This window comes from Pseudomonas sp. HMSC076A11 (genome assembly GCF_001810205.1).
GTDB lineage: Bacteria > Pseudomonadota > Gammaproteobacteria > Pseudomonadales > Pseudomonadaceae > Pseudomonas > Pseudomonas aeruginosa.
In genome coordinates this window covers 25716-44787 of the sequence record NZ_KV800302.1, presented here as the reverse complement: position 1 = coordinate 44787, position 19072 = coordinate 25716, and the positions used below count along the sequence as shown (strand labels likewise).

Here is a 19072-nt window from a genome sequence, read left to right as displayed (position 1 = left end):
AGTGCGGCTCGGTCAGGCACATGGTGCCGGTCCAGGTGCCGGCGGTCATCCGCGCCAGGTAGAGGTCCTTCTGCGCCTGGCTGCCGTGGGCGTGGATCGCCGACATGGCGCCGCGGGTCAGGCCCGGGTACATGCCCCAGGAGACATTGCTGGCGCCGATCATCTCGCTGAGCAGCAGACCCAGCGAGTGCGGCAGGCCCTGGCCGCCGTACGCGGGATCGCTGGCGACACCGTTCCAGCCACCCTCGACGTACTGTGCATAGGCTTCCTTGAAACCCTTGGGCGTGGTCACCACGCCGTTGTCGAAGTGGCAGCCCTCTTCGTCGCCGGAGCGGTTCAGCGGCGCCAGAACCTGTTCGCAGAATTTCGACCCTTCATCGAGGATCGCCGCCACCATGTCCGGGGTCGCGTCGCTGGCGCCGAGCGCCTGGTAGCGCCCATGGAAGTCGAATACCTCATCGATCAGGAAGCGCATGTCGCGCAGCGGAGCCTTGTATTCCGGCATCTCTGTTCTCCTCGGCAGGGGCGCCCCACAGGCGCGAATCCCTCGAAGCTACTGCGCCGGGCGGGCGCCTACAATCACGCTGCGGACGCTGAATGCAACGCCATAACCCCGAGGTCGGAAGGCCAGGATGCAGCGGATCACAGGCATGAAAAAGCCCGCCGAAGGGCGGGCTCTTTCTCACCTGGGGAACGGGCCGCCAGCGGCCCGTGCCATCAGTAACCGAGGGCGAAATCTTCCTCGGCCATCTCCATCAGGTTGTTGGCGCCGGACAGCATGGCGGCGACGTGGGCGCGGGTACGCGGCAGGATGCGCTGGAAGTAGAAGCGCGCGGTCTGCAGCTTGGCCTTGTAGAAGGCTTCCTCGCCGGTGCCGGCGGCCAGCTTCTCGGCGGCCAGGCGCGCCATGTCGGCCCAGAAGTAGGCCAGGCAGGCGTAGCCGGAGTACATCAGGTAGTCCACCGAAGCGGCGCCGACTTCCTCGCGATCCTTCATGGCGGCCATGCCGACCTTCATGGTCAGGTCGCCCCACTCCTTGTTCAGCTGTGCCAGCGGAGCGACGAATTCCTTGACGGCTTCGTTGGCTTCGTTGGCCTGGCAGAACTTGTGCACGATCTTGGTGAAGCCCTTCAGCGCCTCGCCCTGGGTCATCAGCACCTTGCGACCCAGCAGGTCGAGGGCCTGAACGCCGGTAGTGCCTTCGTACAGCATCGAGATGCGGCTGTCGCGGACGTTCTGCTCCATGCCGTGCTCGGCGATGAAACCGTGGCCGCCGAAGATCTGCACGCCGTGGTTGGCGGACTCGAAGCCGACTTCGGTCATGAACGCCTTGGCGATCGGCGTGAGGAAGGCCAGCATCGAGTCGGCGGCTTTCTTCTGCTCTTCGTCCTGGCTGCGCTGGACGATGTCGACCTGCTTGGCGGCGAAATACAGCATCGCGCGGTTGCCTTCGGCGAAGGCCTTCATGGTCAACAGCATGCGGCGCACGTCAGGATGCACGATGATCGGGTCGGCGGGCTTCTCGGGCGCCTTCGGACCGGTCAGCGAGCGCATCTGCAGACGCTCGCGAGCATAGGCGATGCCGCCCTGGAAACCGACTTCGGCATGGGCCAGGCCTTGCAGCGCGGTACCCAGGCGAGCGGTGTTCATGAAGGTGAACATGCAGTTCAGGCCCTTGTTCGGCGGGCCGATCAGGAAGCCGGTGGCGGCGTCGAAGTTCATCACGCAGGTGGCGTTGCCGTGGATGCCCATCTTGTGCTCGATGGAACCGCAGGAAACCGCGTTGCGCTCGCCGGCGTTGCCTTCGGCGTTGGGCAGGAACTTCGGCACGATGAACAGCGAGATGCCCTTGGTGCCCTGCGGGGCGTCGGGCAGGCGGGCCAGGACGATATGGACGATGTTGTCGGCCATGTCGTGCTCGCCGGCGGAGATGAAGATCTTGGTGCCGGTGACCTTGTAGCTACCGTCGGCCTGCGGCTCGGCCTTGGTGCGCAGCATGCCCAGGTCGGTGCCGCAGTGCGGCTCGGTCAGGCACATGGTGCCGGTCCACTCGCCGGAGACCAGCTTGGTCAGGTAGGTTGCCTGCTGCTCGGCGGTGCCGTGGGCATGCAGGGTGTTCATGGCGCCGTGGGACAGGCCCGGGTACATGCCCCAGGACCAGTTGGCCTGGCCGACCATCTCGCTGATGGCCAGGCCGAGGGATTCCGGCAGACCCTGGCCGCCGTGCTCGACGTCATGGGCCAGGCTCGGCCAGCCGCCTTCGACGAACTGCTGGTAGGCCTCCTTGAAGCCGGTCGGGGTCTTCACGCCGTCGGCGCTCCAGGTGCAGCCTTCCAGGTCGCCGACGCGGTTCAGCGGAGCGATCACCTGTTCGCAGAACTTCGCACCTTCCTCGAGGATGGCGTTGACCATGTCGGGAGTCGCGTCTTCGGCGCCCGGCAGGCTCTGGTAGTGCGCTTCGTAGCCCAGCAGCTCGTCGCGAACGAAACGGATATCACGCAAGGGGGCCTTGTAATCAGGCATAGCAGTCAACCTCTACGAAGGGTTCTGGTTAATCGGCGACCGGACGGATGTCCAGAGTCTGCGGTCGCAGTGCGGGATCGCTCCCGGTCGCCTTGCCGGACGCACTCATGCGTCCCGACTCTCAAACAGGCGTTTGAAACATACGTTTACGCCAATCCCTTGTCAAGCATCCGAACCGACCGCTCGGTCATGCCCGAAATCACTGGCAGCCACGTCCTTCCAAAGCACTTTCGTCTCTCTCAGTAAAGCCCATGGCGAAGCGCCCGGCAGGCTTCAGGGGCCGCCGGGTGACAGTCGGAAAAGGAAGGGTCGGGGCGGCCGCTGCCGGCCGCCAGGAAGTCAGGCGTGGGTATCGATCAGGGTACCGAGGGTCTCGTCGGCTACCTCGATGACCCGGGCGCCGCTCTGCGCCTCGAGCTTGCCGCGGGTCAGTTCGACCATCTGCTCGGCCTGGGGCGAACGGGCCTCCACGGTATTGCGGGCGATCTCGCTGCCGGCCTGGGCGACGCGGGCGCTGCCCGACTGCACCGCGTTGAGGCCACTGACGAAAGCGTTGCCGGAAATTTCCACCCTCTACTCCTGGGGACGCGCACGCGCCACTGCGATAGCAAGTGGCTTCTATTCAAGCAGACTTGGCCGGCGCTGGGTACCGCCCGTTGGTTATGGACGGCCCGCTGTTTATAGCCCGATACCCAGGGGCCGCAGGTCGAGGTGCGCGGCCACGGCCGCGGGAGTGGCTTCCTCCAGGCGCGGTACCCGACCCAGGCAGGGCGCCGGCAGGCGTTCGGCGAGGGTCGCCAGGTTCTCTTCCAGGCGCGAGGTAGCCGGGTCGACGACGTTGGCCACCCAGCCGACCAGCGCCAGGCCGTCGCCCAGGATCGCCTCGGCGCTGAGCAGCGCATGGTTGATACAGCCCAGGCGCACGCCGACCACCAGCACCACCGGCAGCGCCAGCAGGCGCGCCAGGTCGGACAGGTTCTCGCGGCCCAGCAACGGCACGCGCCATCCGCCGGCGCCCTCCACCAGGGTGAAGTCGGCCTGTAGCGCCAGCACCTCGCGCACCGCCTCGTGCAAGCGTGCGGCGCTCAGTTCGACGCCAGCCTCGCGCGCCGCCAGGTGCGGGGCGATGGCCGGTGCGAAGGCCAGCGGGTTGACCTGCTCGTAGGCCAGCGCCAGCGAGCACTGGCCGAGCAACACCAACGCGTCGCCATTGCGCAGGCCTTGCGCCGTAGGCTCGCAGCCGGAGGCCACCGGCTTCGCCGCGGCGGTGCTCAGGCCGGCACTCCGGGCCGCGTGGAGCAGGCCGGCGGCGATGGTGGTCTTGCCGATCTCGGTGTCGGTACCGGTGACGAAGAACGCCGGCATGGTTCAGGAATCCTTGCGCAGCACGCCGAAGACGACGCGGTAGGTAGCGGGCAGCCCCTCGGGCTGGCGGAAACGCTCGTAGGCGGCGACCAGCGCGCGGATGCGCTGGCGCCCGGTCAGGCCGTCGGGCCGCCCGGGGTTGAGGTTGTGCGCGCCCAGCGCCTTGAGTTCGTGGGTCAGGCTGCGCAGGTCGGGGAAATGCAGGAGCCGGTCCTCGTGGCGCAGGGTCAGCGGCAGCAGGCCGCTGCCGGCCGCGTGTTGCAGGTAGTCGGCGAAGGCGCGGAAGCGATTGACGTGGACGAAGCCGTCCACCACCCGCCAACTGTCGCGCAACTCGCCCAGGGTACCGACGCACAGGCTGCTGAACGCCAGCACGCCGCCCGGCCGCAGGACCCGCCGCGCCTCGGCCAGGACCGCCGGGAGGTCGGCGCACCACTGGATGGCCAGGCTGGAGAACAGCAGGTCGCAACTGCCGTCGCGCAACGGCAGCCTCTCGGCGTCGCCGCCGATGAAATGGCTGGCGCCGCCGCGCGCGCGGGCATGCCGCAGCATGCCTTCGGCGATATCCACGGCCAGGCCCTCGGCCGCACCGAAGCGTCGTTCCAGGGCCCGGCTGAAATAACCGGTGCCGCAGCCGAGATCGACCCAGCGGCGCGGCGAGAAGCCTTCCGGCAATGCCGACAGCAGGCTCTCACCGACGCCGCGCTGGAGTTCGGCCACCGCGTCGTAGCTGGCCGCCGCGCGGGAAAACGACGCGGCGACCTGGCGCTTGTCGGGCAGCGCGGCAACGCCATGGGGCGCCAGCAGCGGCGAGGAATCGTCAGGCATCGTCACCCTCGCGAAGGAATCTCAGGATTGCGCCGGCCACCTCGTCCGGGCATTCCAGCGGCAGGCCGTGACTGGCCGCCAGGGTCGAGACCTCGACGTCCGGCAGCCACTCGAGCAGGGCCTCGGCGGCGGCCAGCGGCACCAGCGCATCGGCTTCGGCGAACAGGTGCAATTGCGGCCCGCGGAAGTTTTCCAGGGCGGCCCGGGTATCCAGTTGGCCGAGCAACTGCAGGCCGGCGACCAGCGCCTCGCGCTCCAGCTGCGGCAGCGCCACCTGCAGTTGCCGCGCCAGGGTCCGAGGGTCGCGCGCACCCTGGCTGACCAGCAGGGTGAAACGCTTGCGGGTCAGGTGCGGTTCGAGCAGGAAAGCCTCGAAGAAGTCCTCGAAGGTTTCCGCCGGCATCGCGTTCGGCCAGTCCTCGCGCACGCGGAAGCACGGATTGCTGGCCAGGGTCAGCAGTCCCCGGCAATCGTCGCCGCGGCGCGCCGCCAGTTCGCCGGCGAGCATGCCTCCCAGCGACCAGCCGGCCAGCCAGCTATCGCGCGGCAGGTTATCGTCGAGTTCGTCGAGCCAGTCGGCGGCGTCGTCCAGCGACGGCAGCGGCTCGATCAACACGTTCAGGTGCGGCTCGCGCTCGTGCAGCGCGTCGCGCAGCGGTTCCAGCGGTGCGCTACCCAGGCCCCAGCCCGGCAACAGGATCAAGTGGTCACGCATCGTCTCCCTCCTCGGCTTCGATCTCTGCCAGAAGGCTAGACGACAGCTGTCGCCAGCTTTCGCCGAGGGCTTCGAGCAAGCGGTCGACCTGCGCTTCGCTGTGCGCGGCGGACAGCGTGACGCGCAGCCGCGCGCTGTTGGCCGGCACGGTTGGCGGGCGGATCGCGCCGACCATGATGCCACGGGCTCGAAGCATGCCGGCCAGGGCCACGGCCTGGCGGCTGCCGCCGACCAGGATCGGCTGGATCGGCGTGAAGCTGTCCATCAGGGTCAGGCCAAGCGCCTCGGCGCCATGGCGGAAACGGGCGATCAGCGCCGCCAGGTGTTGCCGCCGCCAGCTTTCGCGGCGCAGCAGCTCCAGGCTCTTCAGGGTGGCGCAGGCCACCGCTGGCGGCTGGCTGGTGGTGTAGATGTAGGGGCGGGCGTACTGGATCAGGGTCTCGATCAGTTCCTCGCTGCCCGCTACGAAGGCGCCGGCGGTACCGAAACCCTTGCCGAGGGTGCCGATCAGCACCGGCACCTGCTCCTGGCCGAGGCCGAAGTGTTCGACGATCCCGCCGCCGCTGGCGCCCAGCGGGCCGAAGCCATGCGCGTCGTCGACCATCAGCCAGGCGCCGCGGGCCTGCGCGACGGCGGCCAGGGCCGGCAGGTCGGCGAGATTGCCGTCCATGCTGAAGACCCCGTCGGTGACCACCAGGGTATTGCCCTCGCCCTTGTCCAGGCGCGCGGCGAGGCTTGCCGGGTCGTTGTGCAGGTAGCGCGAGAAACGCGCGCCGGAGAGCAATCCGGCATCCAGCAGCGAAGCGTGGTTGAGGCGGTCCTCCAGCACCGTGTCGCCCTTGCCGACCAGCGCGGTCACCGCGCCGAGATTGGCCATGTAGCCGGTGGAGAACAGCAGCGCGCGGGGCCGCCCGGTGAATTCGGCGAGGGCCAGCTCCAGTTCGTGGTGCGGGCCGCTGTGGCCGACCACCAGGTGCGAGGCGCCACCGCCCACGCCCCAGCGCTCGGCGCCGGCGCGCAGCGCGGCGATCACCTCGGGATGGTTGGCCAGGCCGAGGTAGTCGTTGGAACAGAAGGCCAGCAGCGGCTGGCCGTCGACCACGACGTCCGGGCCCTGGGCCGACTCCAGCAGCGGCCGCTGGCGGTAGAGGTCTTCCGCGCGCCGGCTGGCGAGGCGGGAAGCGAGATCGAAGGACATGGCAGGTCGCTCGTGTTGCTGGACGGACGCAGGCGCACCCGTCCACGCAGGGCCGACATCAGCGGCTGCAACGAAGGGACGGCGGCACCCTCCCTTCCAGTATGGTCAGGCGGAAGCGGCGTTATAGAACAGCTTCGATTCGCGTTGTTCCACCAACGCCTGCTCGATGGCGGCCTGGTGCACTTCGTCGGCGTGCTCTTCGCGCTCTTCCGGCTTGATGCCGAGACGGGCGAACAACTGCATGTCCTTTTCGGCCTGCGGGTTCTTCGTGGTCAGCAGCTTTTCGCCGTAGAAGATCGAGTTGGCCCCGGCCATGAAGGCCAGCGCCTGCATCTGCTCGTTCATCTGCTCGCGGCCGGCGGACAGGCGCACGTGGGACTTCGGCATCATGATCCGGGCCACCGCCAGGGTGCGGATGAAGTCGAAGGGATCGACGTCCTTCTCTTCCGCCAGGGGCGTGCCCTTGACCTTCACCAGCATGTTGATCGGCACCGACTCCGGGTGCTCCGGCAGGTTCGCCAGTTGGATCAGCAGGCCGGCGCGGTCGTCCACCGACTCGCCCATGCCGAGGATGCCGCCGGAGCAGATCTTCATCCCCGCCTCGCGCACGTAGGCCAGGGTCTGCAGGCGCTCGCTGTAGGTGCGGGTGGTGATGATGTTGCCGTAGAACTCCGGCGAGGTATCCAGGTTGTGGTTGTAGTAGTCGAGGCCGGCGTCCGCCAGCGCCTGGGTCTGTTCCTGGGTCAGGCGGCCGAGGGTCATGCAGGTCTCCAGGCCGAGCTTCTTCACGCCCTTGACCATCTCCAGGACGTAGGGCATGTCCTTGGCCGACGGGTGCTTCCAGGCAGCGCCCATGCAGAAGCGGGTCGAACCGATGGCCTTGGCCTCGGCCGCCGCCTCGAGGACCTTCTGCACCTCCATCAGCTTCTCCTTGTCCAGTCCGGTGTTGTAGTGGCCGGACTGCGGGCAGTACTTGCAGTCCTCGGGACAGGCGCCGGTCTTGATCGACAGCAGCGTCGAGACCTGCACGCGGTTCGGGTCGAAGTGCGCGCGATGCACCGTCTGCGCCTGGAACAGCAGGTCGTTGAACGGCTGCTCGAACAGGGCACGGACGTCGGCGAGGGACCAGTCGTGACGGGTGACGACGGAAGCGGTTGCACTCATGGGGAAGATTCCTTCGACGCTTGTATGGCGCCTTTTGTCGGGGAGCCCCGGCACGCCGGGGGTCAGGCTCAAGGGCATCATAAGTGGCTGTATGACGCTGTCAACCCAACCCAGGACACAGGTCTACATCTGATCAATATTTGATCACCCATATAGAAGCCAGCAGTCATCGACTGCTCCAATCGGCCTCGTCCTCTATGTGGCATTCGGCTCCCTGGAAGAAACGGCGCAACTACCTCGGAAAACTACAAGTAATGCTTAGGATATTTCCTACAAGAAATAGGAAATATCTTATTTATATATTCCCTGGCAGGTTTCTAACATGGAGAAACATTGAATCTCTTGCCACCCTAGCGGTGCGCAACGAAAACAAGTTATCCAGACTTGAACCATGAACGCAACCAACCACCCTAAATATAGCCATTCAAAGCGCAGCGGAAGTATAACGAAAAATATATTCGATCCTTCCGACCAACCACTTTCCAAAACACGATACGGGTTTCATTCGGGCACATTCAGGAATATGAATGGAAAGCGCCTCTTCCAGGTCCGAAGTTGGCTTCGGATGGTTCTTGCATCGATATTCGCCTGGCTGTGCATGTCCGCCCATGCCGATCTCTCGTTCGACGGCCAGAACCGTTTCGTGATGAAAGGCAAGCGCCTGCCGATCACGCTGGTCAACGAGGGCAAGGAGCCGGCCCTGGCGGAAATCTCCCTGGATTGGGGTACCGACGGCAAGGGGCAGGCGCTGCCCTTCGCCGTGTCCAGGCCGCTGCTCCGCCTGGGCGCCGGCCAGCGGGCCAAGGTGGAGGTGCTCTACCAGGGCCAGGGCCTGCCCACCGACCGCGAGACCTACCTGCTGTTGAGCGTGCTGGACGTGCCGCACGCGACTGGCAAAGGCGATGCTCTGCAAATCGCTCTGCGCCATCGTTTCAAACTGTTCTACCGACCGTCCTTGAAAGCTACCGTCGAGCAAGCCATGGCTGGCTTAACCTGGTCCTACGATCCTGAGGGTAGTCCCAGGACGCGGAATCCCTCTCCCTATTACGTGACCCTCAGCCAGGTGGAGTTTCTCGATGCGCCCGGGCGGCTCTGCGCCCCACCCATCGATCACCTGATGCTGGCTCCTTATACCGAACACTCATTCGACAGCATCGATTGCCAGGCCATCAAGGCTCGATATGAGGTAGTCAGCGACGCCGGCAACCTACGACCCTTTCAGGTCATATTGCCAACGAATGGGAAAGCTACCGCCAATCCACTCTGACCTAGAAGAGACTCCCTATGAAGTTAACCATCCAACTCCTGTTCCTGGGACTGCTCCTGGCTCTATCCCCAAAAAGTCTCGCTTTGACTTGTCTGAAAAACGCGACGGACGTATCTGATCAAATCTCGATGGATACGACCGTCGCGGTACCCATTGTGCTTCCCAAGGACACCATTCTCTGGCGTTCCCCCAACTACAGCGTCAATATAAGTTGCTGGGCGAACCAGTTCTGGAACGCCGAAGAGGAGATCTATTTCTACCTCAGCCCCAAGGATCCTGGCTTGAGCATGATCGGACCCGACCTGGAGGTCGGACTGAACCTCGACGGGAAGGACATACGGTGTACGCAGGTCGATCGCTGCCGAATCAAGCTTCCCTATAAGACCCTGCCCTGCCGGAGCAATGCGCCTGGCGGCTGCCCACATCTGAAAACAAACTTCACGCTGCACTACAACTTCTTCATTTCCAAGCGAAGCCTTCCCGGCACCAGCAAGGAAGGGCCGATCGCTGGCCACGATAGCTACGTGATTTTCCAACTGGATGGTGTTGGAGGTCCTATCGCCAACAACTTCCGCATGGTGCTCAATGGCCTGAACCAACTACGCTATGTCGCATGCTCGTCTACCCTGAGCATTTCACCCAAGACACTCGACTTCGGCCTCCTTCAAGCGCTTCAAGCCGCCACCAACCAGACCATCAAGGAAAAGCCCTTCCAGATCACTGCAAGCAAGAACTGCAATAGCGCCTATGGCCTGGGAGCACTTCTGAGACCCGTGAATTCTTCCAGCACCGTAGGCGACACGTTGGTGCCGGGAGACAACAAGTCCGTAGGCATCACCGTGCTCAGGCAAGAAGACCGTAGCATCGTCCCCTTCAACAAAGAATTCCAATTGGTGGAACACAGCAAAGACCAGGTCGTGGTGAAGAACTTCCTGGCCCAACTGAAATGGATGACCAACGCACCTACGTTGGGTCGATTCAATGCCACCGCTGCGATAGATATCTACTACAAGTGAGCGGGAGGCCGCTTCGCAGACGGAAGCGGCCGGTATCGACGACTCAGCGCAGGAAGAAGTGCTGGAGTCGTTGCACTTGCCAGTTGTAACGGCGACGCGCCTCGAGACCTTCCTCCAGGCTGACGGCGACGAAACGCGCCTTCTGGTTCGGTTGCATCTGCGCCAGCCGGTTCAGGTCGGGGCTGATCACCGTGCCCAGCGTGGCATATCCCCCACCGGACACCGCATCACGATGCAGGACGATGGGTTCGAGCCCGCCCGGTACCTGGATCGAGCCGATGGGATAGCAGGCGTCGACGATGTTGGACGGGTCCGAGCCTGCGCCGAATGGCTGTTCGCGCGGCTCGAACCGGAGCGCCGTGCCGCCCTTGAAGCGGTAGCCGGTGCGGTCCGCCTCCGAGCCGACGGACCAGGTCTCGGCGAAGAAACGCTCGACCGCGTCGGGGGTCAGGCGATGGACGTAGAGTCCGGGAACCACCCGCAAGCTCACCTCGCCGCCGACCTCCACCTGCAACGAACGCGGCAGCGCCAAGCCCTCCACGGCAGAGGGCGAGGCAGGCCCCAGGGGCAGCAGGTCGCCCTCTGCCAGCCGTCGTCCCTGCAAGCCACCGATCGTCCCCAGACCGTAGGTCGAACGGCTGCCCAGCACCTCGGGTACCGCGATGCCGCCGTCGATGGCGAGATAGCCACGGGCGCCGGCACGGATGAAATCGAACCCCAGGACCTGGCCGGCGCGAACCCGGAAGGAAGTATCCAGCGGCATCTCCGCGCCCTCCAGGCGAGGCGTCATGCGCGCCCCGCACACGGCCACCAGGGCGTCGCGCTGGAACTCCAGCTGCGGACCCAGCAGCGCGCACTCCAGCACGGCGGCGGTCGGTGCGTTGCCCACCAGCAGGTTGGCAGCGCGCAGGGCATACTGGTCGAGCGCGCCGGACGGCGGGATGCCCAGGTGATAGTGGCCTTCGCGGCCGGCGTCCTGCACCGAGGTAGCGAGGCCGGGCTTGAGCACCTTAATCGACATACAGCACCTCCTGCAGATGTTGCGTGCAACCTCGCGGATCGGCGAGGAACGCGTCGAGATCGAAACTCACCGGGCGGATGCGCAGGTCGAATGTGCCCGCTTCGACTTCGGCCGCCATGCGCTCGTATTCGGTCCGCTCGATGGGGCGGAACTGGACGATGTCGCCAGCGCGGAAGAACACCATAGATTCCTCGAGATAGGGCAGGCCCTGGCGGGGATCGAAGATCGGCGCCGGAGTCACGCCGAACATCTGATAGCCGCCGGCACCGCGCACCGAATAGATGCAGCCGAAGCAACCGCCGTGGCCGAGGGTCAGCTTCGGCGTGTCGATGCGCGGACGCAGGTACTTGGGCACCTGCAACTGCCGCTCGCGCTCGACCATCTGGTACATGAACGGCAGGCCGGCGACGAAACCGACCATCGAGACGAACCACGGCGTGCCGCTGTGCGCCTGGATGAACGCCTGCACGTCGGCGTAGCCGTTGATCCGCGCAGCGTACTCGAGGTCGGTGGAGTCCGGGTCCTGGTGACGGTCGCGGAAGCGCATCAGGGTCTCGTGGGTCCAGGGATCGTTGTACAACACCGGCACTTCGACGATACGCGTCTCGATGCTGCGCGCGGCGACCGCCTCGACCTCCAGGCCGCGTACGGTCTCCAGCAGCGCCTGCGGGGCCAGCCGGTCGGGGTCGAAGCGGACCTGGAACGAGGCGTTGGCCAGGCATACGTCGAGCACCCCGGGCAATTGCAGGGTCTCGATGGCGCGGGTGATCGCCATGCCGCGGAAGAAGGCTTCCAGCGACATGGACTCGGCGACCTCGGCGAACAGGTGCTCGTCGCCGCCGAAGCTGTAGCGGATGTTGGCATGCATCTCAAACCTCCTGCGCGGCGGCGGTCCGCTCGGCGAGCCAGGTTTCCAGGGTAGCGGTATCGAACTGCGCGGCCTGTACCCGCGCATCGGCGAGCAGCCAGCGGTGCAGCGGCAGGGTAGTGGCCATGCCGGCCAGCACGGTGCGCTCCAGCGCCTGGCGCGCGCGGGCGAACGCTTCGTCGCGGTCGCGACCATGGACGATCAGCTTGGCCAGCAACGAATCGTAGTACGGCGGCACCCGGTAGCCGGGATACAGGTGGCTGTCCACTCGCACGCCCTCGCCCTGCGGCCATTCCAGGCGCTCCACGGTGCCGGGGCTGGGGAAGAAATTGCGCGTCGGGTCTTCGGCGTTGATCCGCATCTCCAGCGCCGCGCCGTTCAGGCGAATGTCCTCCTGGCGCCAGGGCAGCGCCTCGCCGGCGGCGATGCGCAGCATGGCCTGGACCAGGTCGATGCCGGTGACCATCTCGCTGACCGGATGCTCGACCTGGATACGGGTGTTCATCTCGATGAAGAAGAACTCGCCGCTGTGCGCGTCGAACAGGTATTCCAGGGTGCCCGCGCCACGATAGCCGAGACTCTGCGCCAGGCGCACCGCGCTCTCGCAGAGGGCCTGGCGCTGCGCGCCGTCCAGCGCCGCCGAAGGTGCCTCCTCGAAGACCTTCTGGCGCCGCCGCTGCAGCGAGCATTCGCGTTCGAACAGATGCACCGCGCGCTCGCCATCGCCGAGGATCTGCACTTCGATGTGCCGCGCCTGGCGGATGAAGCGCTCCAGGTACACCGCCGGCGAACCGAAGGCGGCCTGCGCCTCGCGCTGGGCGATGGGGAATTCCCGACGCAGTTCGTCGGCGTCGTGGGCGATACGGATGCCACGCCCGCCGCCGCCGGCGGAGGCCTTGACCAGCAGCGGATAGCCGACCTCTTCGGCGCAAGCCAGCGCCGCGTCGAGGTCGCCCAGTTCGCCGGGCGAGCCCGGCACCACCGGCACCCCGGCGGCCATCGCGGTACGCCGCGCCTCGGCCTTGTCGCCCATGCGGCGGATGGTCTGCGCCTCCGGACCGACGAAGACCAGGCCGGCCGCCTGCACCGCTTCGGCGAAGGCGGGGTTCTCGGAGAGGAAACCGTAGCCGGGATGGATCGAGTCGGCACCGGTTTCCCGCGCCGCCATGAGAATCGCCTCGATATCCAGGTAGCTCCGCTCGGCCCGCGCAGGGCCGATCAGGCGTACCTCATCGGCCAGCCGCGCGGCCAGCGAATCGCGATCCGCCTCGCTGCACACCGCTACCGTGGGAATGCCCAGTGCCTGCGCGGCGCGGATGATGCGCACGGCGATCTCGCCGCGATTGGCCACCAGCAGCTTGTTCAGTCGCTTGTGCATGGCGTCCTCCTCAGGTAGCGCTGGCGATCCCCGCCAGCACCTGTCCCGGCTCGATGGCCTCGCCATCTTCCACGTGGAACGCCTGGAGTATGCCGGCCTGCCCGGCCTGCACTTCGGAAAACTGCTTCATCACCTCGATCAGCCCGATCACGCTGCCGGCCTCGACCGCCTGCCCGACCTCCGCGTAGGGCGGCGCGTCGGGGCTGGCCTTGCGATAGAAGGTGCCGGGCAAGGGGGACTGCACGTTATGTTCGGCCATGACGAATCCTCATTATTCGAACGTTGTAGGAAATGGCAGAAAAGCTTGTCGCGAGGCTCGCCGAGGCGAGCGGCGCTCAACGCGGCGCCTTGATGCGGATGCCGGCGCCTTCCAGGCGCGCGCGGGTGCTGGCGACCAGCTCCAGGGCGCCGGGGGTGTCGCTGTGGATGCACACCGAGTCGAAGGCGATGTCGAGGTCCTCGCCCTCGACGGTGCGCACCTTGCCCTCGCGGCAGGCGCGCAGGACCTTGTCGGCGACCTGTTGCGGATCGAGGGCGGCGACCCGCCGGGTGAAGACGATGGAGCCGCTGCGGTCGTAGTCGCGGTCGGCGTAGAACTCGCGCACCAGCGGCTGGCCCAGTTCCCGACCGATGCGCCAGGTGGCCGAACCGGGCATGCAATAGAGCAGCAGTTCCGGTTCCAGGCGTTGCAGGGTCTCGACGAACAGGCGCGCGGCGGCCTCGTCGCGCGCCAGGTGCATGTAGAGCGCGCCGTGGGGCTTGACGTGTTGCAGCGACAGGCCCTGCAGCCGGGCGAATTCGCGCAGGGCGCCAAGCTGGTAGAGCATGTCGTTGACCAGCTCGATGGCCGGCGCGGCGATGTGCCGGCGACCGAAGCCGACCAGGTCGCGGAAGCCCGGATGGGCGCCGATGGCCACGCCATGCTCGGCGGCCATCTCCACGGTGCGGCGCATGCTGCTCGGGTCGCCGGCATGGAAACCGGTGGCGATGTTGGCGCTGCTGATCAGCGGCATGATCGCCGCATCCACGCCATCGCCGATGGTCCATGGGCCGAAGCCTTCGCCCATGTCGGAATTGAGGTCGACTTCAGTCATTGCCGGCTGGCCTCATCTGTCTTGTTGTTGGATGGAGCCACGGTAAAAGCCGGGAAAGGTATTGGGTAGATTTATTATTCGATAGACTGGTTTCTGAAAAACAGATACCTCTTCCGGATGCTGCCCATGGCCCTGACCCTCCGCCAGGTTCGCTACTTCATCGCCACCGCCGAGTTCGGCCAGATATCCCAGGCCGCCATCCACCTGAACATCTCGCAGTCGGCGGTGACCAGCGCGATCCAGGAACTGGAGGGCATGCTCGGCGTCGCCATGTTCACCCGCACGGCCCAGGGCATGAACCTGACCGACAGCGGCCGGCACTTCCTCAACCACGCCTATTCGATCCAGCGCAGCGTCGACGACGCGCTCAACAGCCCGCAACCGGACACCCGGGTCGAAGGCACCCTGAAGGTCGCCGCCAGCTATACCGTGATGGGCTATTTCCTCCCCCACCACCTGCAACGCCTGGCGCAGTGGTACCCGGAACTGGAGCTGCAATTGTTCGAGGACGAGCGCGCCAGCATCGAGCGCGGCCTCCTCGACGGTCGCTACGACATCGCCGTGCTGCTCACCGGCAATCTCACCGAGCCCGGGATCGCCGCCGAAACCCTGTTCAACTCCGAGCGCCGGTTGTGGCTGCCCAGCCGCCATCCGCTGGGCGAGAAGGCCGACCTGGGCCTGGCCGACGTGGCCGGCGAGCCCTACATCATGCTCACCGTCGACGAGGCCGGGCAGAGCGCGCTGCGCTACTGGCAACAGAGCGGCCACCGGCCGCAGGTGATCCTCCATACCAGTTCGGTGGAAGCGGTGCGCAGCATGGTCGCCAACGGCTCCGGCGTGGCCATCCTCTCCGATCTGGTGTACCGGCCCTGGTCGCTGGAAGGCAAACGCATCGAGACGCTATCGCTGGTCGACCCGGTGCCGTCGATGAGCGTCGGCCTGGCCTGGCGCCGCGACACCGAAGCGAGCGCCGGGATGCGCGCGTTCCGCGAATACTTCCGCCAGTCGTTCCTCGCTCCGCAGCAAAGCAGCAGCCGGCGCTGAACCCGGCGGCTAATCTCTGATCCAACGCTGGGAACACTCAGGACAGGACACTCATGGGTACAGAAGGCTTTTTCGACGGACTGGGCGAGATGCTGGGCAGGGCGATCCGCTTCGTGGTGGACCTGCTCTCCGGCCTGCTGGGCGGCATCTGGGACGCCATGGACGACTTCCTCCACGGCCTGGCCAGGGCCATCGGCATGGACGCATCGCTGTTCAGCTTCGTCTTCCTGGTGCTCGGCCTGTTGCTGCTCTACAGCGGCATACGCGCCTTCATGCGCCGCTCGATAGTCGGCGGGGTGATCTGGACGGTGCTCGGCCTGATCGTCATGAGCTGGCTCATCCACTGATCCACGCGTCGGCCGTTTCCGCAAGGAGCGAAGGAAGGTTTCGGTTATCCACAGGCGAGTTCCGAACCCGCTGGCAACGGCTGGTCGGCGGCGCGCGCCTGCGGTTGCATGGTGCGACATCCGCCAGGAAGTCCCGCCATGTCGTTCCCGCTTCGTCCTCTCACGCGCTGGCTTTTGCCGCCGCCGGCCTGCCTGCTCTGCGCCGCCCGCAGCGACCAGCCGCCCCGCCCGCTGTGCCGCGCCTGTGCCGCCGACCTGCCCTGGTCGCGCCAGCAGTGCCGGCGCTGCGCCCTGCCCCTGCCCCTGCCCCTGCCCCTGGACGGCCAGGTGTGCGGCGAGTGCCTGCGCCGCCCGCCGGCCTATGAACAGGCGATCGCGCCCTGGCGCTACGCCTTTCCGCTCGACAGCCTGATCAACCGCTTCAAGCACCAGGCGGCCTGGCCGCTGGGGCGGCTGCTCGGCGAGTTGCTGGCGGAACACCTGCGGCAACGCTACGCCGAAGGCCTGCCGCACCCGGCACGCCTGCTGCCGGTCCCGCTGGCGCCACGGCGCGAACGTCGTCGCGGCTTCAACCAGGCGCAACAGCTCGCCGAGCGACTGGCCGGCGAGCTGGACCTGCGCTGCGATCCGTACAGCCTGCGGCGAGTGCTGGATACTCCGGCCCAGCAGGGCCTGGACGCGACGGTGCGGCGGCGCAACCTGCGCCACGCCTTCGCCCTGGCGCCCGCCAGCGATGTTCGCGGGCTGCACCTGGCACTGGTGGACGACGTGCTCACCACCGGGGCCACCGCCGAGTGCCTTTCCCGCCTGTTGCGCCGGGCGGGCGCCGCGCGGGTCGACGTCTACTGCCTGGCGCGCACGCCGAAGCCCGGCTGAGCTGGGCTAAACTGCCGCGCAACCGATACGGGAGAGGATCCATGCGCGCACTGCTACTGCTGGTCGCGGCCTGCCTGTTGCTCGGCGGTTGCAGCCACTTCGCCGAAGACGACTGGCTGGGCGAAGACAAGGCCCTGCATTTCGCCAGTTCCGCGGCCCTTACCGCGGCGGGCATGCAGATGGCCCACGACCGCGGCCTGCACGGTGCTCGCCAGGCACGCTTCGGCCTGAGCTTCTCGCTCGCCTTCGGCGTCGGCAAGGAACTCTACGACAGCCGTTCCGCCGGCAGCGGCTGGAGCTGGAAGGACCTCGCCTGGGACCTGGCCGGCGCCGCCGCCGGCTACGGTCTCCACCAGGCCGCCGAGTGACGCCCTTGCGTTTTGCCCATGGCTGTTGGAGCCTTCGCCGTATACGTCCGCTCATAGCGAAGCCTCCATGTCCGCACTCTCCACTCTCGCCCAGCACGTCACCCGTCGCCCGCAACGCATCGCCCTGCTCGCGCAGATCGCCGAACTGGGCTCCATCACCCGTGCGGCGAAGGCCGTGGGCATCAGCTACAAGGGCGCCTGGGACGCCATCGACGAACTGAACAACCTGGCCGAGCGTCCGCTGGTCGAGCGTAGCGTCGGCGGCAAGGGCGGCGGCGGCGCCCGGCTGACCGCCGAGGGCGAACGCCTGCTGGCTCTCTACCGGCGCCTGGAAGCCTTGCAAGCGCAGGTGTTGCAGGCCGCGGAAGACGCCGAGGACCTCAACCTGATCGGCCGCCTGATGCTCCGCACCAGCGCACGCAACCAATTGCACGGGCGGGTCCTGTCGATCCATGGCGAAGGCTTCCACGACCGCATCGCCATCGAGCTGCCAGGCCAGCAACGCATCGAGGCGCTGATCACCCGCGCCAGCACCGAGCAACTCGAACTCGGTCGCGGCCGCCCGGTACTGGCGCTGATCAAGGCCGGCTGGCTGGACGTCGGGCTGGAACCGCGCGAGGACCAGCCGAACCAGTTGCACGGCACCCTGGAGGAAATCCTCGCGGCCAAGGCCGGTCCCAGCGAGGTGCGCATCGCCCTGGGCAGCGGTCTTACCCTCTGCGCGCTGCTGTCCGGCGAACGCCTGGCCAGCCTGGGGCTGAAGAAGGGCCAGAAGGTGATCGCCTCCTTCGATCCGGCCCAGGTCCTGCTCGGCACGCCGCTGTGAACCTGCCGGCCCGCGCCGGCTTGCGTACACTAGGGGTCTTTCGAGCCTTGGATGCCCCGTCATGTCCCATCCCTTCGACCAACTGACCCCCGACCTCGTCCTGGATGCCGTGGAAAGCCTCGGCTATCTCAGCGACGCACGGGTGCTGGCGCTCAACAGCTACGAAAACCGCGTGTACCAGGTCGGCATCGAGGACGGCGAGCCGCTGATCGCCAAGTTCTACCGACCGGACCGCTGGAGCGACGCGGCGATCCGCGAGGAGCACGCCTTCTCCGCCGAGCTGGCGGAATGCGAGGTGCCGGTGGTGGCGCCGCTGTCGCGCGACGGCGAAAGCCTGTTCGCATTCTCCGGCTTCCGCTTCGCCCTGTTCCCCCGGCGCGGCGGGCGCGCGCCCGAGCCGGGCAATCTCGACCAGCTCTACCGCCTCGGCCAGTTGCTCGGCCGCCTGCACGCGGTCGGCGCCACGCGGCCGTTCGAGCACCGCGAGGCGCTCGCTGTGGATAACTTCGGCCACGCCTCGCTGGCCACCCTGCTGGAAGGCAATTTCATCCCCAGGAGCCTGCTGCCGGCCTACGAGTCGGTCGCCCGCGACCTGCTGAAACGCCTCGACGCCCTGTTCGCCGAGGTGCCCTACCAGCCGATCCGCCTGCACGGCGACTGCCATCCGGGCAACCTGCTGTGCCGCGACGAGGCCTACCACATGGTCGATCTCGACGACTGCCGCATGGGCCCGGCCCTCCAGGACCTGTGGATGATGCTCGCCGGCGAGCGCCACGAACGCCTGGCGCAGATTGCCGAACTGGTCGACGGCTACAATGAGTTCCACGACTTCGACCCGCGCCAGCTACCGCTGCTCGAAGGCCTGCGCAGCCTCCGCCTGATGCACTACAGCGCCTGGCTCGCGCGGCGCTGGGACGACCCGGCGTTCCCACCGAGCTTCCCCTGGTTCGGCAGTGAACGTTACTGGGGCGAGCAGGTGCTGGTGCTGCGCGAACAACTGGCGGCGCTGGACGAGGAACCGCTGCGGCTGTTCTGAGCCTCCTGCGGACGGGACGAATGGCGCGCGGCGCTATCCGTCCCGCCGCGGGGCAGGCGAGGGAACGGCAAGTGTGCCGGTGCTTTTCCGCGGGAACTGTGCGCAGACAACCCCGTCACCCCCCTACTAGAATTCACA

The 19072-nt window shown here is 66.8% G+C and carries 21 protein-coding genes; 8 read left to right on the top strand and 13 right to left on the bottom strand.

Features of this window, described 5'->3' with window-relative positions:
* From HMPREF2716_RS13710 to bioB, 8 genes are all read right to left on the bottom strand, one after another.
* On the bottom strand, positions 1-505 hold a 505-nt coding region (locus tag HMPREF2716_RS13710), incomplete at its 3' end, for an acyl-CoA dehydrogenase family protein (protein ID WP_049263470.1).
* 212 nt (positions 506-717) lie between these two features.
* Positions 718-2523, bottom strand: coding sequence for a phenylacyl-CoA dehydrogenase (locus HMPREF2716_RS13705; protein ID WP_003084842.1), 1806 nt, complete (start codon positions 2521-2523; stop codon positions 718-720).
* Positions 2524-2862: 339 nt separating this feature from the next.
* Entirely contained in the window at positions 2863-3093 is a 231-nt protein-coding gene (locus HMPREF2716_RS13700) for a hypothetical protein (protein WP_003103338.1), read from the bottom strand.
* A 108-nt stretch (positions 3094-3201) separates the two neighbouring features.
* Positions 3202-3888 carry a dethiobiotin synthase gene (bioD, locus tag HMPREF2716_RS13695; RefSeq protein ID WP_003160873.1) on the bottom strand — a complete coding sequence of 229 codons (687 nt, stop codon included), beginning with the start codon at positions 3886-3888 and terminating at the stop codon, positions 3202-3204.
* A gap of 3 nt (positions 3889-3891) precedes the next feature.
* Positions 3892-4716, bottom strand: a complete 825-nt coding sequence (bioC, locus tag HMPREF2716_RS13690; RefSeq protein WP_003113247.1) for a malonyl-ACP O-methyltransferase BioC — start codon at positions 4714-4716, stop codon at positions 3892-3894.
* Positions 4709-5431 (bottom strand): alpha/beta fold hydrolase, encoded by a 723-nt coding sequence (locus HMPREF2716_RS13685; RefSeq protein WP_003103332.1) that lies wholly within the window; start codon positions 5429-5431, stop codon positions 4709-4711. Before HMPREF2716_RS13685 ends, bioC begins: the two co-directional genes overlap by 8 nt.
* Positions 5424-6629 (bottom strand): 8-amino-7-oxononanoate synthase, encoded by a 1206-nt coding sequence (gene bioF / locus HMPREF2716_RS13680; protein ID WP_023132743.1) that lies wholly within the window; start codon positions 6627-6629, stop codon positions 5424-5426. Before bioF ends, HMPREF2716_RS13685 begins: the two co-directional genes overlap by 8 nt.
* Positions 6630-6734: 105 nt before the next feature.
* Complete coding sequence (gene bioB / locus HMPREF2716_RS13675; RefSeq protein ID WP_070621922.1) at positions 6735-7793, bottom strand: biotin synthase BioB; 1059 nt, start codon at positions 7791-7793, stop codon at positions 6735-6737.
* Between the two features lie 565 nt (positions 7794-8358).
* On the opposite strand from bioB, the gene HMPREF2716_RS13670 reads away from it, so the two are divergent.
* Both HMPREF2716_RS13670 and HMPREF2716_RS13665 read left to right on the top strand, forming a co-directional pair.
* Positions 8359-9060, top strand: coding sequence for a fimbrial biogenesis chaperone (locus tag HMPREF2716_RS13670; RefSeq protein ID WP_017001557.1), 702 nt, complete (start codon positions 8359-8361; stop codon positions 9058-9060).
* A gap of 17 nt (positions 9061-9077) precedes the next feature.
* Complete coding sequence (locus HMPREF2716_RS13665; RefSeq protein WP_070621921.1) at positions 9078-10076, top strand: fimbrial protein; 999 nt, start codon at positions 9078-9080, stop codon at positions 10074-10076.
* Positions 10077-10119: 43 nt separating this feature from the next.
* Here the strand turns inward: HMPREF2716_RS13665 and HMPREF2716_RS13660 are convergent, their stop codons facing one another.
* The 5 genes from HMPREF2716_RS13660 to HMPREF2716_RS13640 form a co-directional block, all read right to left on the bottom strand.
* Complete coding sequence (locus HMPREF2716_RS13660) at positions 10120-11097, bottom strand: 5-oxoprolinase subunit C family protein (protein WP_003163217.1); 978 nt, start codon at positions 11095-11097, stop codon at positions 10120-10122.
* A complete protein-coding gene (locus HMPREF2716_RS13655) occupies positions 11087-11965 on the bottom strand; it encodes a 5-oxoprolinase subunit B family protein (RefSeq protein WP_003103323.1) in 879 nt (292 codons plus the stop codon). Before HMPREF2716_RS13655 ends, HMPREF2716_RS13660 begins: the two co-directional genes overlap by 11 nt.
* Before the next feature lies 1 nt (position 11966).
* Entirely contained in the window at positions 11967-13343 is a 1377-nt protein-coding gene (locus HMPREF2716_RS13650) for an acetyl-CoA carboxylase biotin carboxylase subunit (RefSeq protein WP_070621920.1), read from the bottom strand.
* A 10-nt stretch (positions 13344-13353) separates the two neighbouring features.
* Positions 13354-13602 (bottom strand): acetyl-CoA carboxylase, encoded by a 249-nt coding sequence (locus HMPREF2716_RS13645; protein ID WP_070621919.1) that lies wholly within the window; start codon positions 13600-13602, stop codon positions 13354-13356.
* 76 nt (positions 13603-13678) lie between these two features.
* A complete protein-coding gene (locus tag HMPREF2716_RS13640) occupies positions 13679-14437 on the bottom strand; it encodes a 5-oxoprolinase subunit PxpA (protein WP_003111232.1) in 759 nt (252 codons plus the stop codon).
* 117 nt (positions 14438-14554) lie between these two features.
* Here HMPREF2716_RS13640 and HMPREF2716_RS13635 point away from each other — a divergent pair, with 117 nt between their 5' ends.
* The 6 genes from HMPREF2716_RS13635 (at position 14555) to HMPREF2716_RS13610 (ending at position 18934) form a co-directional block, all read left to right on the top strand.
* Positions 14555-15481: a LysR family transcriptional regulator gene (locus HMPREF2716_RS13635; RefSeq protein WP_073650812.1), complete on the top strand. Its 927-nt coding sequence runs from the start codon at positions 14555-14557 to the stop codon at positions 15479-15481.
* Positions 15482-15534: 53 nt separating this feature from the next.
* Positions 15535-15828: a hypothetical protein gene (locus tag HMPREF2716_RS13630; RefSeq protein WP_003113255.1), complete on the top strand. Its 294-nt coding sequence runs from the start codon at positions 15535-15537 to the stop codon at positions 15826-15828.
* A gap of 138 nt (positions 15829-15966) precedes the next feature.
* A complete protein-coding gene (locus tag HMPREF2716_RS13625; protein WP_070621917.1) occupies positions 15967-16704 on the top strand; it encodes a ComF family protein in 738 nt (245 codons plus the stop codon).
* A 41-nt stretch (positions 16705-16745) separates the two neighbouring features.
* Positions 16746-17072, top strand: coding sequence for a YfiM family lipoprotein (locus HMPREF2716_RS13620; protein ID WP_058134584.1), 327 nt, complete (start codon positions 16746-16748; stop codon positions 17070-17072).
* Positions 17073-17139: 67 nt separating this feature from the next.
* Positions 17140-17898 (top strand): TOBE domain-containing protein, encoded by a 759-nt coding sequence (locus HMPREF2716_RS13615; RefSeq protein ID WP_003084796.1) that lies wholly within the window; start codon positions 17140-17142, stop codon positions 17896-17898.
* A gap of 61 nt (positions 17899-17959) precedes the next feature.
* A complete protein-coding gene (locus HMPREF2716_RS13610) occupies positions 17960-18934 on the top strand; it encodes a serine/threonine protein kinase (RefSeq protein ID WP_033968952.1) in 975 nt (324 codons plus the stop codon).
* The last annotated feature ends 138 nt before the right edge of the window (positions 18935-19072 follow it).

Bases quoted from the DNA above. Each gene is read 5' to 3' on its own strand.
- HMPREF2716_RS13630 (WP_003113255.1), top strand. From the start codon at position 15,535: ATGGGTACAGAAGGCTTTTTCGACGGACTGGGCGAGATGCTGGGCAGG.
- HMPREF2716_RS13625 (WP_070621917.1), top strand. From the start codon at position 15,967: ATGTCGTTCCCGCTTCGTCCTCTCACGCGCTGGCTTTTGCCGCCGCCG.
- HMPREF2716_RS13655 (WP_003103323.1), bottom strand. From the start codon at position 11,965: ATGCATGCCAACATCCGCTACAGCTTCGGCGGCGACGAGCACCTGTTC.
- bioB (WP_070621922.1), bottom strand. From the start codon at position 7,793: ATGAGTGCAACCGCTTCCGTCGTCACCCGTCACGACTGGTCCCTCGCC.
- bioF (WP_023132743.1), bottom strand. From the start codon at position 6,629: ATGTCCTTCGATCTCGCTTCCCGCCTCGCCAGCCGGCGCGCGGAAGAC.
- HMPREF2716_RS13620 (WP_058134584.1), top strand. From the start codon at position 16,746: ATGCGCGCACTGCTACTGCTGGTCGCGGCCTGCCTGTTGCTCGGCGGT.
- HMPREF2716_RS13650 (WP_070621920.1), bottom strand. From the start codon at position 13,343: ATGCACAAGCGACTGAACAAGCTGCTGGTGGCCAATCGCGGCGAGATC.
- HMPREF2716_RS13635 (WP_073650812.1), top strand. From the start codon at position 14,555: ATGCTGCCCATGGCCCTGACCCTCCGCCAGGTTCGCTACTTCATCGCC.
- HMPREF2716_RS13645 (WP_070621919.1), bottom strand. From the start codon at position 13,602: ATGGCCGAACATAACGTGCAGTCCCCCTTGCCCGGCACCTTCTATCGC.
- HMPREF2716_RS13660 (WP_003163217.1), bottom strand. From the start codon at position 11,097: ATGTCGATTAAGGTGCTCAAGCCCGGCCTCGCTACCTCGGTGCAGGAC.
- HMPREF2716_RS13665 (WP_070621921.1), top strand. From the start codon at position 9,078: ATGAAGTTAACCATCCAACTCCTGTTCCTGGGACTGCTCCTGGCTCTA.
- HMPREF2716_RS13640 (WP_003111232.1), bottom strand. From the start codon at position 14,437: ATGACTGAAGTCGACCTCAATTCCGACATGGGCGAAGGCTTCGGCCCA.
- bioC (WP_003113247.1), bottom strand. From the start codon at position 4,716: ATGCCTGACGATTCCTCGCCGCTGCTGGCGCCCCATGGCGTTGCCGCG.
- HMPREF2716_RS13705 (WP_003084842.1), bottom strand. From the start codon at position 2,523: ATGCCTGATTACAAGGCCCCCTTGCGTGATATCCGTTTCGTTCGCGAC.
- bioD (WP_003160873.1), bottom strand. From the start codon at position 3,888: ATGCCGGCGTTCTTCGTCACCGGTACCGACACCGAGATCGGCAAGACC.
- HMPREF2716_RS13670 (WP_017001557.1), top strand. From the start codon at position 8,359: ATGGTTCTTGCATCGATATTCGCCTGGCTGTGCATGTCCGCCCATGCC.
- HMPREF2716_RS13615 (WP_003084796.1), top strand. From the start codon at position 17,140: ATGTCCGCACTCTCCACTCTCGCCCAGCACGTCACCCGTCGCCCGCAA.
- HMPREF2716_RS13610 (WP_033968952.1), top strand. From the start codon at position 17,960: ATGTCCCATCCCTTCGACCAACTGACCCCCGACCTCGTCCTGGATGCC.
- HMPREF2716_RS13685 (WP_003103332.1), bottom strand. From the start codon at position 5,431: ATGCGTGACCACTTGATCCTGTTGCCGGGCTGGGGCCTGGGTAGCGCA.